The organism is Nesterenkonia sp. AY15, from assembly GCF_022565855.1.
GTDB lineage: Bacteria > Actinomycetota > Actinomycetes > Actinomycetales > Micrococcaceae > Nesterenkonia.
This window is the reverse complement of record NZ_JAJOYV010000003.1, coordinates 290,098-304,537: the sequence shown is the minus strand read 5'-3', so window position 1 is coordinate 304,537 and position 14,440 is coordinate 290,098. Positions and strand designations below refer to the sequence as shown.

Sequence of the window (14,440 nt, the reverse complement as noted above, 5' to 3'; positions counted from 1 at the left end):
GGTCCCTACGTTACCGCCGGGCACAGACACATTTCGGCGCACCCCGGTCACAACCCGTACGATGCTCGGAGCCCCCATCCCCCTTTCGACTCAGGAGACCTGTGTTCCGCTCCCCCAAGATGTTCTTCCGCGTGCTGGCCTTCGCCGAAGCCGTCTCCTGGACCCTGCTGATCGGCGGGATGATCCTGCGCGCGACCAACGGCCTGGACATCGCGGTGAGCATCGGCGGCGGCATCCACGGCTTCGTGTTCCTGGCCTATGCCGCGACCGCAGTGATTGTGGCGAAGAATCAGCGCTGGAGCGCCGGCCCCACCTCGGTGGCGGTGATCAGCGCGGTGATCCCCTATGCGACGATTCCGGTGGATCTCTGGCTCAAGCGCAGCGGCCGGCTCGAGGGGCCCTGGCGCACGGCGCTCACCGAAGATCCGCGGGACAGAAGCTGGCATGACCGCGCACTGCGGGTGCTGCTGAACCGGCCCGGGCTCGTCGGCGGGGTGCTGAGCGCCGGGGTCGTCATGCTCTTCGTGGTGCTGCTGATCATCGGCCCACCCGGGGGCTGACAGCCCCGGAAGGCCCGAGAGCTTCAGCGTTGCAGGGACCCAGACATGAGTGAAGCGCCGCCGGATGATTCCGACGGCGCTTCACTCATGTCTGGGTCAGCGCTGGCCGACCCGAGGGATCAGCTCTCGATGGCGGCGGGCTCTTCTGACGCCTCGATCTGATCCTGCGGCTCGTGCCACTCGAAGGTGAGCTTGCGCTCCTTGTCTTCACCCTCGACGCCGATCTCGATGCCGGCGCCGTGGGGGATCTCGCCGTAGAGGATCCGCTCGGAGAGCTCGTCCTCGATCAGGGTCTGGATGGTGCGGCGCAGCGGCCGGGCACCCATCGCCGGATCGTAGCCGGTCTCGGCGAGGAACACCCGAGCGGGCTGGGTGACCTCAAGGGTCATGGCCTGCTCGGCGAGCCGTGAGCGCAGCCTGTTCACGAAGAGGTCCACGATCTGGACGATCTCCTCCTGCTTGAGCTGCGGGAACACGATCGTGTCATCGACACGGTTGAGGAACTCGGGCCGGAAGTGCTGGCGCAGCTCCTGGCTGACCGTGGCCTTCATCCGCTCGTAGTTGGTCGAGGTGTCCCCACTGGAGGTGAAGCCGGTCATCACGTTCTTGGAGATGTCCCGGGTGCCGAGGTTGGTGGTCATGATGATCACCGTGTTCTTGAAGTCCACGGCGCGGCCCTGGGAGTCGGTCAGTCGACCGTCCTCGAGGATCTGCAGCAACGAGTTGAACAGGTCCGCGTGGGCCTTCTCGACCTCATCGAAGAGGACCACGGAGAACGGACGGCGACGCACCTTCTCGGTGAGCTGACCGCCCTCCTCGTAGCCCACATAGCCTGGAGGGGCGCCGAAGAGCCGGGAGACCGTGTGCTTCTCGGAGAACTCGGACATGTCCAAGGTGATGAGGGCGTCTTCGTCGCCGAAGAGGAACTCGGCCAGGGACTTGGCCAGCTCGGTCTTGCCGACGCCGGTGGGCCCGGCGAAGATGAACGAGCCCGAGGGCCGGTTGGGGTCCTTGAGCCCGGCACGGGTGCGGCGGATCGCCCGGGAGAGCGACTTCACCGCCTCGTCCTGACCGATGACCCGCTTGTGCAGCTCCTCCTCCATGCGGCGGAGGCGATCGGACTCCTGCTCGGTGAGCTTGAAGACCGGGATGCCGGTTGAGAACGCGAGGACCTCGGCGATCAGATCGGCGTCGACCTCGGCGATCTCGTCGATCTGGCCCGACTTCCAGGCGTCTTCCTTGGCCTGGCGCTCTTCGACGAGCTTCTGCTCCTTGTCACGCAGGCTGGCAGCACCCTCGAAGTCCTGGGCGTCGATGGCGGATTCCTTCTCCCGCCGGACGTCTTCGATCTTGCCGTCGAACTCCTTGAGCTCCGGCGGCGCGGTCATCTTCTGGATCCGCAGCCGGGCGCCGGCCTCATCGATCAGGTCGATGGCCTTGTCCGGGAGGAAGCGGTCGTTGATGTACCGGTTCGCCAGCGAGGCGGCGGCTTCAAGCGCCTCCTCGGTGATGGAGACCTTGTGGTGGGCCTCGTAGCGGTCGCGCAGTCCGCGCAGGATCTGCACGGTGACCTCCACGGAGGGCTCCTCGACCTGGATCGGCTGGAAGCGACGTTCCAGCGCGGCGTCCTTCTCGATGTGCTTGCGGTACTCATCGAGCGTGGTCGCGCCGATGGTCTGCAGCTCACCGCGGGCGAGAAGCGGCTTCAGGATGTTCGCGGCGTCGATCGCACCTTCGGCGGCGCCTGCACCGACCAGAGTGTGGATCTCGTCGATGAACAAGATGATGTCACCGCGGGTGCGGATCTCCTTGAGCACCTTCTTCAGGCGCTCCTCGAAGTCGCCTCGGTAGCGCGAGCCGGCCACCAGGGACCCGAGGTCCAGGGTGTAGAGCTGCTTGTCCTTCAGCAGCTCCGGCACATCGCCGTTGACGATGGCCTGGGCCAGGCCTTCGACGACGGCGGTCTTGCCGACGCCGGGCTCACCGATCAGCACCGGGTTGTTCTTGGTGCGGCGGGAGAGCACCTGCATCACGCGCTCACGCTCGTAGTCACGGCCGACCACCGGGTCCAGCTGCGCTTCGCGGGCGGCGGCTGTGAGGTTGCGACCGAACTGGTCGAGCACCACGGATCCGGCCGGGGTGCCCTCGTTGGCGCCGCCCTGTCCGACGCCGGCGCCTGCCTTCTCCTGGTTGCCCCCGGAGTAGCCGGAGAGCAGCTGGATGACCTGCTGGCGGACCTTGTTCAGGTCGGCGTTCAGCTCCACGAGCACCTGGGCTGCGACACCCTCGCCCTCACGGATCAGGCCCAGCAGGATGTGCTCGGTGCCGATGTAGTTGTGGCCCAGCTGGAGCGCCTCGCGCAGCGAGAGCTCCAGGACCTTCTTGGCGCGCGGGGTGAAGGGGATGTGACCGCTCGGCGCGTTCTGGCCGGGTCCGATCTTCTCCTGCACCTTTTCGCGCACGCCGGTCAGTGAGATGTCCAGCGACTCAAGGGCCTTGGCCGCGACACCCTCACCTTCGTGGATCAGGCCGAGCAGAATGTGCTCGGTGCCGATGTAGTTGTGGTTCAGCATGCGTGCCTCTTCTTGGGCAAGCACAACCACGCGCCTGGCGCGATCAGTAAATCTCTCGAACATAGCCACAGACACTCCTAGCGTTGGTGCTCTGCCTCAAGGCTACGGGCATCGCGCGGTCTAGTCGCCGCTGTTCGCCATAGGGAAAAGTTCTGCCTGCTCCGACGGCTCCCCGGAAGGGTCGCTGCGCCGGGCACGAGCGAAGCCCGGCCGCAGCATCATGCTGCGTCCGGGCTTGAGGCCAACCTCGGTCGGTCGTTTTCGCAGCACCGCAACGGGTGCGCAGAATCAGCGCTTCTTGGCGTTTCGGTAGGCCTCTACGATGTCGCGGTGCAAGCGACCTCGGCTGGAGACCTGATATCCGTTCTTCACGGCCCAGTCACGAATCTGACGGGCTTCATTCTGCGGCGAGGGCGGGGCGATGGCCCGACCCTTGCGGATGTACTTCTTCAGCGTCTCGCGAAGCTCCTTGGCGTGCTCTTCGCTGAGGTCAATCTCATAAAAGCGGGAGTCCAGCCCAAATGTGACCGTCTCCTTTGCTTCGCTGCCGTCAAGATCATCGACGAGAACCACTTCTACCTTCTGGGCCATCTCATACACCTCACTGCTCACTCACACGCCGAGACGCAATGGGTCTCATCTCGCTCGGCGCATTTCTCGCTGCGATAGATCAAGAACGATCTATGTGAAGCCAAGTATTTCAAGAAATACAATTCACGGTCAAGCTGGAGAGATTGTTACTTTTTTGGGCCCGGAAGATGATTCTCATATGGAACCAGTTTCTCGGCTGGAGACGGCCATGACAGCGCCATGAGAATCATGGATCCGGCAGCAGATCAGGTGTTCAGCTGTGCGGGCCAGAAGTCGGCTCATCGCGCTGAACTCCCTGCTGAGAGGCCTCTTCGCGCACCTGAATCTCGGCGGCGCGCTCATTCCGATCAGCCCGGAAGATGGCGCGGATAGCCAGCCAGAAGACCAGCCCGACGCCGATGGAGGGGGCAAGAACTTCGAAGTACGTCCAGAAATTTTCCATGGAATTCCTTGCTTACATTCAGGTTAAAAAACTGTCGCTGCCATTGCTAATCATGCTACGTCTTTGCGCGGCATGACGTTCACGCCTGCGCTTCAGGTTTCAGCAGCGGGAAGAGGATCGTCTCGCGAATACCGGTGCCGGTGAAGAGCATCACCAGGCGGTCGACGCCCAGACCGATGCCCCCCATCGGTGGTGCACCATATTCCAGGGCCCGCAGGAAGTCCTCGTCGTGCTGCATGGCCTCGTCGTCACCGGCGGCCGCCATCCGGGCCTGTTCCACCAGGCGTTCCCGCTGCAGCACGGGGTCCACCAGCTCGGAGAAGGCGGTCCCGCGCTCCATGCCCCCGATGATCAGGTCCCAGGCCTCGATGACGCCGGGCTTGTCTCGGTGGGCGCGGGCCAGCGGCTGTGCCGCAGGCGGGTAGTCACAGACGAAGGTGGGCTGGATCAGCGTGGGCTCGACGATCTCGGCGAAGAGCTCGATCACCAGCTTCTGCGCGTCCCAGGCCGGGTCCACAGAGACCTCGCGTGCGGCCGCGACGGCGCGAAGCGTCTCGGCGGGAGTCTCAGGAGTGATCTCCTGCCCCACGGCCTCGGAGAGGCCCGGGTAGACCGAGACCCAGGCCCACTCGCCGTCGAGGTCGATGACGCCCTGATCCGTCGGGATCTGACGGCTCGCCCCGGCGGCATCTGCTGCATTCAGAATCATCTCGCGCATCCGCTCGGCCATGACGTACATGTCCGCCCATGCCTCATAGGACTCCAGCGTGGTGAACTCCGGGGAATGCGTGGAGTCCACACCTTCATTGCGGAAGACCCGGCCGATCTCGAAGACCCGATCGATGCCGCCCACCACGGCGCGCTTGAGGTAGAGCTCGGTGGCGATGCGCAGCGTCATGCCCTGATCAAAGGCGTTGAGATGCGTCTGGAAAGGCCGCGCCTGGGCGCCGCCGTGGATCAGCTGCAACATGGGGGTCTCCACCTCCACGTAGCCGCGTCCGTGCAGGGTCTCGCGGAGGGAGCGGGTGATCGCGGCACGACGGAAGACCATCTGCCGCGCCTCGTCCCGCACGATCAGATCCGCGTAGCGCTGACGCACCCGGGTCTCCTCGTTGAGCTCCGCGTGCAGCACCGGCAGCGGCCGCACGGCCTTGGAGGCGATCTCGAAGGAGCTCGCCATGATGGAGAGCTCCCCGCGGCGCGAAGCGATGACTTCACCGCTGACCCGGACATGGTCACCGAGATCCACGAGCGACTTCCAGTCGGCGAGCGCGGCCTCCCCCACCTCGGCCAGGGAGATCATCGCCTGCAGCCGGACTCCGCTGCCGTCGGGGCCGCCCTCCTGCAGCGTGGCGAAGCACAGCTTGCCGGTGTTGCGCACGAACATCACGCGACCGGTCACCGCCACCGTCTCGCCGGTGGAAGCGCCGGGCTCCAGGTCCGGGAAGCGCTCCCGGACCTCGCTCAGCGAGGCGGAGCGCTCGACGTTCACCGGATAGGGCTGGACCCCGGCGGCGAGCAGGCGCTCACGCTTGTCCAGGCGCACGGCGCGCTGGTCGTGGGTGTCAAGGTCATTGGCGCCGGAGGCGGCGGAATTCTGGGCAGTCACAGTCGGCCATTCTACGTGCCGTGCGCCCTGCCTGAATCGCGGCGGCAGTCCCGTCGCCCCGTCGCTCCGACCGGGCCGAGGCAGCCCTCAGGCAGCCTGGGCCCCGCAGTCACCAGATGGTGACGCGCTCCCGCGGCGACAGGTACATCCCGTCCCCGGGCTGGGTCTCGAAGGCGGAGTGGAAGGCGTCGAGGTTCTTGACCACCTGGGTGGCGCGGAACTCGGCCGGTGCGTGCGGATCGATGCTGATCAGCGTGACCGCCCGCTCGGGGCGGGTGAGGTTCCGCCAGGCCTGCGCCCAGGCGAAGAAGAACCGCTGGTCAGCACTGTAGCCCTCGACGTCGGCGGCCTCAGCGCCCTGTGCCTGCAGCCACACCCGGTAGGCCTTGTGCGCGATGCCGAGCCCGCCGAGATCACCGATGTTCTCACCCAGGGTCAGCTCGCCGTTGACCTTGTGCTCCGGCGCCTGGGAGGGGGTGAGTGCGCTGTACTGCTCCACCAGCTTCGTGGTGCGCTCCTCGAAGGCGCTGCGGTCAGCCTCGGTCCACCAGTTGCTCAGCGAGCCGTCGGCGCCGTAGCGGGACCCCTGGTCGTCGAAGCCGTGTCCGAGCTCATGGCCGATGACGGCCCCGATGGCGCCGAAGTTCTGCGCCATGTCCCGCTCGGCGGAGAAGAACGGGAGCTGCAGGATCGCGGCCGGGAAGCAGATCACGTTCTCCAGCGGCGAGTAGTAGGCATTGACCGTCTGGGGGTGCATGTGCCACTCGTCGGGGTCCGGTCCCTCGTCGAGCTTGGTGATGTCGCGCTCCCATTCGAACGCCGCGGCACGGCGGACGTTTGCCACCACATCGGTCGGGTCCACGTCGACGCGGGAATAGTCGATCCAGCGCTCAGGGAAGCCGACCATCGGCTTGAACGCGTCGAGCTTCTCCAGCGCGCGGCCCTTGGTCTCCTCCCCCATCCAGCTCAGCTCGCTGATGGACTGGCGGTAGGCCTCGATCAGCGCGCTGATCAGCTCGTCCATCGCGGCCCGCGCCTGAGGCGGATAGTGCCGGGCCACGTAGATCTGCGCCACGTCCTCACCCAGGTGGGCGTTGGTCAGCGCGACCCCGCGCTTCCAGCGCTCCTTGAGCTGCTGGGCTCCGGAGAGCCGCTTGGAGTAGAAGTCGAAGTTCTCGTTCACCAGCTCTTCGTGGAGCAGCGGGGCCGCCCAGCGCAGCAGCTGGACTCGCAGCCAGAGCTTCCAGGTGCGCAGCGGCTGCTGAGTCAGCGCCGCCTGCATCCCGGGGAGCACGTCGGGCTGGGCGAGCACGAGCTGCTCGGTGTGCCGCGGCTGCAGCCCCCAGCCGGCGAACGCCTCGCGCAGCAGCGGCATGAAGGTCTCGGCCTCGTCGTCGGTCACCAGGTTGTAGCGCTTCTGCGCATCACGCAGGGTCACCTTGTCCCAGTGCTCGGCGGCGATGACACCTTCGAGTTCGACGACGGCGGCGGCGGCGTCCGCGGCGTCGTCGACTCCGCTGAGCTCAAGCACCCGGACCAGGTGGTCCTGGTACGCGGCGAGGATCTCGGCCAGCTTCTCGTCGCGGTAGTAGGACTCATCGGGCAGACCGAGTCCGGACTGCATGACGTGCCAGAGCATCCGGGTGGGATCTCCGGCGTCGCGCATGGACCCGGCGACGAGGAGCCCGTCCACGCCCTGGCGCTGCCAGGCGGCGGAGAGCCGAACCAGATCCTCCACGCTCCGCACGGACTCCAGCTGCTCCAGCATCGGCTCGATCGGACTCAGCCCGCGCCGCTGAGCGGCCTCGGCATCCATGAAGGAGGTGTAGAAGGCACCGATCCGGGCCGGGACGGCCTCCGCGGCGGCGTCGAGCTGCTCCGCCTTGATCTCTCCGGCCGCGGCCTGCTCCAGGATCTCCCGGACATCAGCCTCGGCCTTGTCGCGCAGCTCATGGAAGGACCCGTAGGCGTCCATGTCCGCGGGGATCTCGGCGGTCTTGAGCCATTCACCGTTGACGTGGCGCTGCAGGTCGTCCTGCGGGCGCACGTCATGATCGATGTACGGGAAGGAGGCGGGTGCGTTCGGGCTGCTGCTCGCGGTATCGGTCATGGTTCCAGCCTACTCCCGGGGCTGTGACCTGCCCGGACTCAGGATCACGTTGTCGATCAGCCGCACCGGTCCGACCCGGGCGGCGATCAGCGCCAGCGCACGCCCGCGCAGCACCCCGTGCTCGTCGAGCAGCGCGTCGCCGGGCTGGAGCTCCTCCAGGGAGTCCGGGTCGACGACGACCAGGTAGTCCAGCTCCACACCCTCGGCAGATCTCAGCTCCTCCACCTGATCGGCCACTCCCAGCCGGCGCTCGGAGGCGGCGTCCTCGCTCAGCGCGAAGAGCGCGGCGGGAATGGCCAGCGCCGCGGAGTAGTCGGTCTCATCCAGGCGCTGGTTCCTGCTGGAGAGGGCCAAGCCGTGCTCATCCCGCACGATCGGAACGGTGCGGATGTCCACGTCGATGTTCAGGTCTGCCGTCATCCGGGTGATGATCGCGACCTGCTCGGCGTCCTTGGCGCCGAACCAGGCCTCGAGCCTCGCGGGCGCCGGGGGGCTCATGATGTTGAAGAGCTTCGCGACCACGGTGACCACCCCGTCGAAGTGTCCTGGGCGCGCGGCCCCCTCCCAGCGGGTTCCGAGCTGCCCGGCGCTGACCCGGACCAGCGGGGCGTGCGAGTCGCCGGGGTACATCTGCGCGAGGTCCGGGGTGAAGATCAGATCGACCCCGTGGACACCCAGCAGGGCGACGTCGCGCTCTGGCGTGCGCGGATAGTGGAGGTAGTCGGCGTCGTCGTCGAACTGCAGCGGGTTCACGAAGATCGAGGCGATCACGATGTCTGAGGCAGCCCGGGCGGCGTCGACCAGAGCGGCGTGTCCGGAGTGCAGCGCCCCCATCGTGGGGACCAGCCCCACCGCGGGGGCGGCCCCGCGTTCGCGGACGTGCGCGGCGACGGCCTCGGCGAGCGCGGCGCGGAAGCTGGAGACAGTGGTCAGTACCTGCGGTGGAGTCACCGGGACAGTCTAGGACCGCGCGCGGCGCTCGCCCGTCGCCCGTCGCGTCGGTCAGGGGCAGCTGGGCGGGGCGGAGGCTGCGAGAAGCGCGGGTCAGGCGTCGAGGACGTCGAGCAGCTCGGCGGCCTTCGCGGCGGTGATCATGCTGCGATCCAGGGCACGCTGGGTGGTCGCGCGCGCCATGGCCATATACGCGGTGCGGATGTCGGCGGGCAGCTCCGAGGTCGCCAGCAGCTGAACGTGATGCCGGAGCGTGCCGACGTCTCCGCGAGCCACCGGCCCGGTCAGCGCGCCCTCCCCCGAGGCCAAAGCGTTGTCCAAAGAGGCCTGCATCAGCGGGCGCAGCACGGTCTCGGCGCGCTCCACCCCGATCCGGTGCAGCATCTCGGCTGACTGCCCGGTGATCGTGTTCAGGTGGTTCGAGGCGTGCGCCAGCGCCGCGTGATAGGTCAGCCGGTCGGCCTCGCGGATCATCACCGGCTCCCCGCCCATCTCCACCACCAGTGCCTGCGCGATCGGCAGCACGGGCCCCGGCGCGGTGACCCCGAAGGCACAGGTGTGCAGCTTCTGCAGGTCCATGCTCAGCCCGGTGAAGGTCATCGCCGGGTGGATCGCCAGTCCGATGGCGCCGCTGCGCTGGGCGGGAGCGAGCACCTCGGTGCCGTAGCGGCCGGAGGTGTGCACGATCAGCTGACCGGCCTGGATGTGGCCGGCCTCGGCCAGCCCGGAGACGAGCTCGGCGAGGGCGTCGTCGGGCACCGCGAGCAGGACCAGCTCAGCCCGGCGCATGATCTCCGGGATCTCCAGCACCGGCACCCCGCCCAGCAGGGATTCGGCGCGGTTGCGCGAGTCCTCCGAGACGGCGTGGGCGCCGATCACCGAGTGACCGGCCCCGCGCAGCGCCGCGCCCAGCACCGCGCCGACCTTGCCGGCGGAGATCACGCCGACGCCGAGGCGACCTTCCCGCTGGGAGGGCGGGAGTTCCGCGGCATAGGGATCCACGGGCTGCTCAACGGTCACGGGGGTCCTGTTCCTGGTAGGTCAACGGGGCAGCGGGGTGTGCCGGTCCGGTGGTGCTGGGCTCCTCCGGTGCCGCCAGCGCCTCGGCGGCCTTGCGCTCGAACTCGCGGAGCTCCTCGGCGCGCATCCACTGATTCCGATCGCTGTAGCGGCGGGCCTGGGCGGCATGATCGGACTCGTATTCGAAGAGGTCCTTGACCGCGTCGAGGTCCTGGTTCTTCAGCTTCGCCGCGAACGGGCCGGCCGGGGAGTGGATGAAGATGTCAGCGATCGCTCGCCGGCGCTGCAACGGCCCCTGGGTCAGGCTCAGCGACTGGATCCGCTCATGCGGGACCATCGTCAGCTGCCGCGAAGCCCTTCCGTCGCGGAACATCAGCGCGGTGGGGGTGGTGCGGAACCCGCGACGACGGCGCACGATCGGGTCGAAGAAGCGGGCCCGGCGGGGCACCTCGGTGTAGCCGAGCTTCGTGCCTGAACCGGTGAGCCCGGCGGTGAAGACCTCTTCGGGGTTCTCGACCTGCAGGTCAGGGAACATCTCCGCGGCGGTGACCATCACGTCGTCGAGCCGACCCACGGGCAGCAGCACCGAGCGCTTCTCCCCGATGCCGTAGCCGGCGACGGTGACCACGATCTTGAACCACCTGAACGGGCGCCAGAGCACCGGCTGCTGGATCTGCAGCGCCTGCACCCGACCCGGAGGGATGGTCTGATTGGTGGTCTCGAGCAGCCCGTAGCGCACGCGCAGCCCGGAGCTGGTGGCGGTGGAGGTGAATCCGAAGCCGGAGCTGAACTGCTGGTAGTAGATCGTGATCGCCGCGATGCCCATCGGGATGACGGCCGGGAGTGCGGCTCCGGTCAGCACGGCCCAGATCGACACCGACCCCCCGTCGGAGCCGACCGCGAGACCGATCCCGACGGCGACCACGGCCATGACCACGATGACCAGGACGAAGATCGTCCCCCAGCCGCTCAGCACCGAGCCGATCAGCCGTCCGGTGGGGACCTTCGCGATGAGGCGGTCCTGATGCGCGGCGCGATGCAGACCCGCAGCTGCACGGCCGGTGGGGGTGGGATGAATCTGGGCGTAGGGGTCGTGCGCGGCGTAGGGATCATAGCGGTGGGCAGCCTCCGCGTCGTCGGGACCCGCACCACCGGGCACCTCCCCGAATCCCTCGACTTCCGCCGGCGACTCGCTCCGGCCGGCGGCGCGGTCCATGATCTCGGAGCGCAGCTCTTCGGCCTGGGACCTCTTCAGGAACGCCAGGGTGGCGGCGGTGCCGTCGCCCTCGGCCACCTCGAACTTCAGCTCGGCGAGGCCGGTGAGCCGGGCGAGCAGCGGCTGGCGCAGGTCCACGGCCTGGACCCGGTCGATCCGGGCCTGACGGTGCTGGCGCACGAAGATCCCGGACTTCACCATCACATGCTCGGCGGTGATCTTGTAGCGGGTGAACCACCAGGAGAGCGCGAAGCCGGCGAAGATCAGCGCGACCACCAGCAGCACGCCGCCGGCGCCGAGCAGGAACGGCATCGGGTTGGACTCCACGTTGCGCTGGATCTCGCCGCTGCGGAACGCCTCCCAGGCATCCATCCAGCTCTGCCAGTTGTAGCTGAGCAGGAGGCCCGGGATGGCGACGACGGCGAGCCCGCCGCGCACGACGGGGCTCAGCGGGTGGACCTTGGTCCAGGTCGCGTCGAACCAGCGCTCGGAGGTGCGCTTCGGCTTCTCGGTGGCGTGGTCCTCGGTGGCTTGTTCGTTCATGCGCCGGCTCACAGACCAGCCAGGCGAGCCTGGCCGCGGACCGAGAGCTCTTCACGCAGCCGTGCGCCCTCCTCGCGGGAGGCGCCCGGGATCACGGCGTCGGTGGCTGCGGCGGCGGTCTTCAGCTGGACCGTGCAGAGCCCGTAGCGGCGCATCAGCGGCCCGGCCTCGATGTCGACGTACTGCAGCCGGCCGTAGGGCACCGCGACGACCCGCTGGAAGAGGATGCCGCGGCGGATCAGCAGATCGTCCTGGCGCTCGTGGTAGCCGATGGCCCGGATCCGACGCGGGATCAGCCAGAGGTCCACGGCCGCCCAGGTCAGCAGCACGGCGGAGACCACGATCTTGATCCACAGCGGGATGCCGCCGAAGACCCCGAGGGTGTCGAGCACGATCGGGGTACCGACCACTGCCAGGGTGATCACCCAGCCGAGGATGCCGGTGATGAACTTCACGGTGATGTACCGCTCGTCCACCCGGGTCCAGGTGACACCTGTGGGATCAATGGGTTCCGCGGGCATAGCCCTCCTCGGGTATCGGTCCTGTGTTGCGTTCGGGCTCTCTGCGGCGCCCCTCGCCCGGTGGATTCTCGTCCGGGGGGATCCTGCAGAGCAGCTCGACGACGAATCCAATGATCACCCAGATCGTTCCTCCCGTGATCATCAGCAGGGATGAGTTCACGTTCGGCGCGGTCAGCGCTGCGGCAGGCACCAGGTCCCCGAGGATACCCGCATGCCAGCCGGCGATCAGCGCCCCGGCGTAGGCGCCGGCCTGTCCGGCGGTGAGGACCCGGACGGCGTGGAGCGGGTGCAGGCTGCGCTGGCTGCGCCGACCCTTCGCCGCCGCGGTCGCGATCCTGCGCTGATCGCGCCAGACCATCAGCCCCAGGGTCAGCACGATCAGCGCGATCCCGAGCAGGGTCACCAAGGAGGTCCGCGGCAGCACCGGGGAGCCCATCCCGTGGGCGGACAAGTAGACGGTGGTGATGAACCCGACGAGGGCGGCGACGGCGCCGATGATCAGCAGGCGCAGCACGGAGAGCCGGCTCATCGCGCACTCTCCAGCGGTTCCACGGCGCCGGCATCGGCGGCATGCCGAGCGAGTTCGGCCACCGACGCTCCGGCCAGCTTCGCCTGCGGGTCCATCCAGGTCCAGGGGACCAGCACGAATCCACGCTGTGCGGCCCGCGGGTGCGGGACCTGCAGCGTCACCGAGGAGATTCCTGCCTGGCCGTAGGTGATGATGTCGATGTCCAGGGTGCGCGGGCCCCAGCGGATCTCGCCGTTCGCGGCGCCGCGGGCCCGGTGGTGTTCCTGCTCGATCTGCTGGGTGCATCCCAGCAGGGCATGCGGGCTCAGCGTGGTGGCGATCTCGATGACCTGGTTGTGGAAGTCAGGCTGCCCGGCAGGCCCGCCCACCGGCCTGGTCTTGGCCACCGGGGACTGCTTGAGCACCCGCACCTGCTCCACGCGGTCCAGCGCGGCGACCGCCGAGGCCAGCGTCACCGCTGATTCCCCGAGGTTGGATCCCAGCGCCAGCACGGCGGTGACGTCCGCGGCGGGGGCGGCGTCCGGGTCCAGGCCGGGAGCCAGGTCGGCGCGGTCCCGGCGGGCGGTCACCGAGACGTCCTGGAAGGTCTGGGTCAGCGGCGCCTGCGGCTTGTGCACGGTGATCTCCGCGGCGGCAAGGCGCTCATCGCCGGCAAGGATCTCCCGGGCCAGGTGATCGGCGAGGGCCTCGATCAGGTCGAAGGGCTCGCCGGTGATGGCGGCGTGGATCAGCTCGGCGATCTCCACGTAGGAGACGGTGTCGGCGAGGGCATCGCTGCGACCGGCGGCGCGGAAGTCCAGCGTGAGCTCGGCGTCGACCCGGAAGATCTGGCCCTCGCGCTTCTCGAAGTCGAAGACCCCATGGTGGCCGGTGGCCGTGAGTCCGGTGAGCCGGATGGTGTCACGGGAGCTGCTCCTGCTGGACATCCTTCTAGCTTCTCAGCTTGTCGATCACTTGCACAGCATCGCGGCTTCCCTGCACGTCATGGACCCGGACTCCCCAGACGCCGGCCTGGGCCGCCAGCGCCGAGAGCACCGCCGTGGCGGTGTCCCGAGCCTCCCCGGAGGTGACCGGGGCGAGGAATCCCTTGCGGGAGGCCCCGAAGAGCACTCGGTGCCCGAGCCGGACGAAGCTCTCCAGGCTGCGGATCAGCTCCCAGTTCTGCTCAGGGGTCTTGGAGAACCCGATCCCGGGGTCCAGGATGAGCTGTTCGCGGCGGGCACCGGCGTCGAGATAGCGGTCCCGCACGGCGAGCAGCTCGGCGATCACGTCCTCGAGCAGCGAGTCATAATCGGTCAGCGACCCCATCGTCTGGGAGTCTCCGCGGTTGTGCGTGATCACCACCTGCGCCCCGGACTCGACGATCAGCTCCGGCATGTCCGGTTCGGTGAGCGCGCCCGAGACGTCATTGATGATGAGCGTCCGCGGGTCGACTCCGCGGCGATCTGCGCATTCAAAGGCGGCCCGGGCGGTCGCCGCGCGGCGGGTGTCCACCGAGACGGCGATCCCGCAGCCCAGCAGCTCCTCGATCACCGGCAGGATCCGGCGCTGCTCCTCGAGCAACGGTGTGGGCTGTGCGCCGGGGCGGGTGGATTCCCCGCCGACGTCGATCAGTGCCGCGCCGGCCTGGGTCATCCGCAGCGCCTCGGTGACCGCGGCCACGACGTCGGGGGTGCCCGCGCCGTCGTCGAACCGGCCGCCGTCGGAGAAGGAGTCCGGGGTGAGGTTCAGAATCCCCATGATGGAAGTGCGCATCTGGCTCTCCGATTCAGTCA

The 14,440-nt window shown here is 68.2% G+C and carries 13 protein-coding genes; 1 reads left to right on the top strand and 12 read right to left on the bottom strand.

Annotated features, from left to right (window positions below; genetic code table 11):
- Positions 1–101 precede the first annotated feature (101 nt).
- Entirely contained in the window at positions 102–560 is a 459-nt protein-coding gene (locus LSI54_RS07005; protein ID WP_241466341.1) for a DUF3817 domain-containing protein, read from the top strand.
- 119 nt (positions 561–679) lie between these two features.
- On the opposite strand, the gene LSI54_RS07000 is transcribed toward LSI54_RS07005, so the two are convergent.
- The 12 genes from LSI54_RS07000 to folP all read right to left on the bottom strand — a co-directional run bounded on the left by LSI54_RS07000 (position 680) and on the right by folP (position 14,420).
- On the bottom strand, positions 680–3,196 hold the full coding sequence (locus LSI54_RS07000; protein ID WP_241478047.1) for an ATP-dependent Clp protease ATP-binding subunit: 2,517 nt from the start codon (positions 3,194–3,196) through the stop codon (positions 680–682).
- 225 nt (positions 3,197–3,421) lie between these two features.
- Complete coding sequence (locus LSI54_RS06995; protein ID WP_036474614.1) at positions 3,422–3,724, bottom strand: histone-like nucleoid-structuring protein Lsr2; 303 nt, start codon at positions 3,722–3,724, stop codon at positions 3,422–3,424.
- A 253-nt stretch (positions 3,725–3,977) separates the two neighbouring features.
- Positions 3,978–4,166: a hypothetical protein gene (locus tag LSI54_RS06990; protein WP_241466343.1), complete on the bottom strand. Its 189-nt coding sequence runs from the start codon at positions 4,164–4,166 to the stop codon at positions 3,978–3,980.
- Between the two features lie 79 nt (positions 4,167–4,245).
- Positions 4,246–5,775, bottom strand: a complete 1,530-nt coding sequence (gene lysS / locus LSI54_RS06985; protein WP_241466344.1) for a lysine--tRNA ligase — start codon at positions 5,773–5,775, stop codon at positions 4,246–4,248.
- Between the two features lie 109 nt (positions 5,776–5,884).
- Positions 5,885–7,885, bottom strand: coding sequence for a M13 family metallopeptidase (locus LSI54_RS06980; protein ID WP_241470878.1), 2,001 nt, complete (start codon positions 7,883–7,885; stop codon positions 5,885–5,887).
- Between the two features lie 9 nt (positions 7,886–7,894).
- Entirely contained in the window at positions 7,895–8,836 is a 942-nt protein-coding gene (panC, locus tag LSI54_RS06975) for a pantoate--beta-alanine ligase (RefSeq protein WP_241478023.1), read from the bottom strand.
- A gap of 93 nt (positions 8,837–8,929) precedes the next feature.
- Positions 8,930–9,856 (bottom strand): Rossmann-like and DUF2520 domain-containing protein, encoded by a 927-nt coding sequence (locus LSI54_RS06970; protein ID WP_241478022.1) that lies wholly within the window; start codon positions 9,854–9,856, stop codon positions 8,930–8,932.
- On the bottom strand, positions 9,846–11,615 hold the full coding sequence (locus tag LSI54_RS06965) for a PH domain-containing protein (RefSeq protein WP_241478021.1): 1,770 nt from the start codon (positions 11,613–11,615) through the stop codon (positions 9,846–9,848). Before LSI54_RS06965 ends, LSI54_RS06970 begins: the two co-directional genes overlap by 11 nt.
- Positions 11,616–11,623: 8 nt before the next feature.
- Positions 11,624–12,136, bottom strand: coding sequence for a PH domain-containing protein (locus tag LSI54_RS06960; RefSeq protein WP_241466349.1), 513 nt, complete (start codon positions 12,134–12,136; stop codon positions 11,624–11,626).
- Entirely contained in the window at positions 12,117–12,665 is a 549-nt protein-coding gene (locus LSI54_RS06955) for a DUF3180 domain-containing protein (protein ID WP_241466350.1), read from the bottom strand. Before LSI54_RS06955 ends, LSI54_RS06960 begins: the two co-directional genes overlap by 20 nt.
- Positions 12,662–13,591: a 2-amino-4-hydroxy-6-hydroxymethyldihydropteridine diphosphokinase gene (gene folK, locus LSI54_RS06950; protein ID WP_241478020.1), complete on the bottom strand. Its 930-nt coding sequence runs from the start codon at positions 13,589–13,591 to the stop codon at positions 12,662–12,664. Before folK ends, LSI54_RS06955 begins: the two co-directional genes overlap by 4 nt.
- A gap of 4 nt (positions 13,592–13,595) precedes the next feature.
- Positions 13,596–14,420, bottom strand: coding sequence for a dihydropteroate synthase (folP, locus tag LSI54_RS06945; RefSeq protein WP_241466352.1), 825 nt, complete (start codon positions 14,418–14,420; stop codon positions 13,596–13,598).
- Positions 14,421–14,440: the final 20 nt, after the last annotated feature.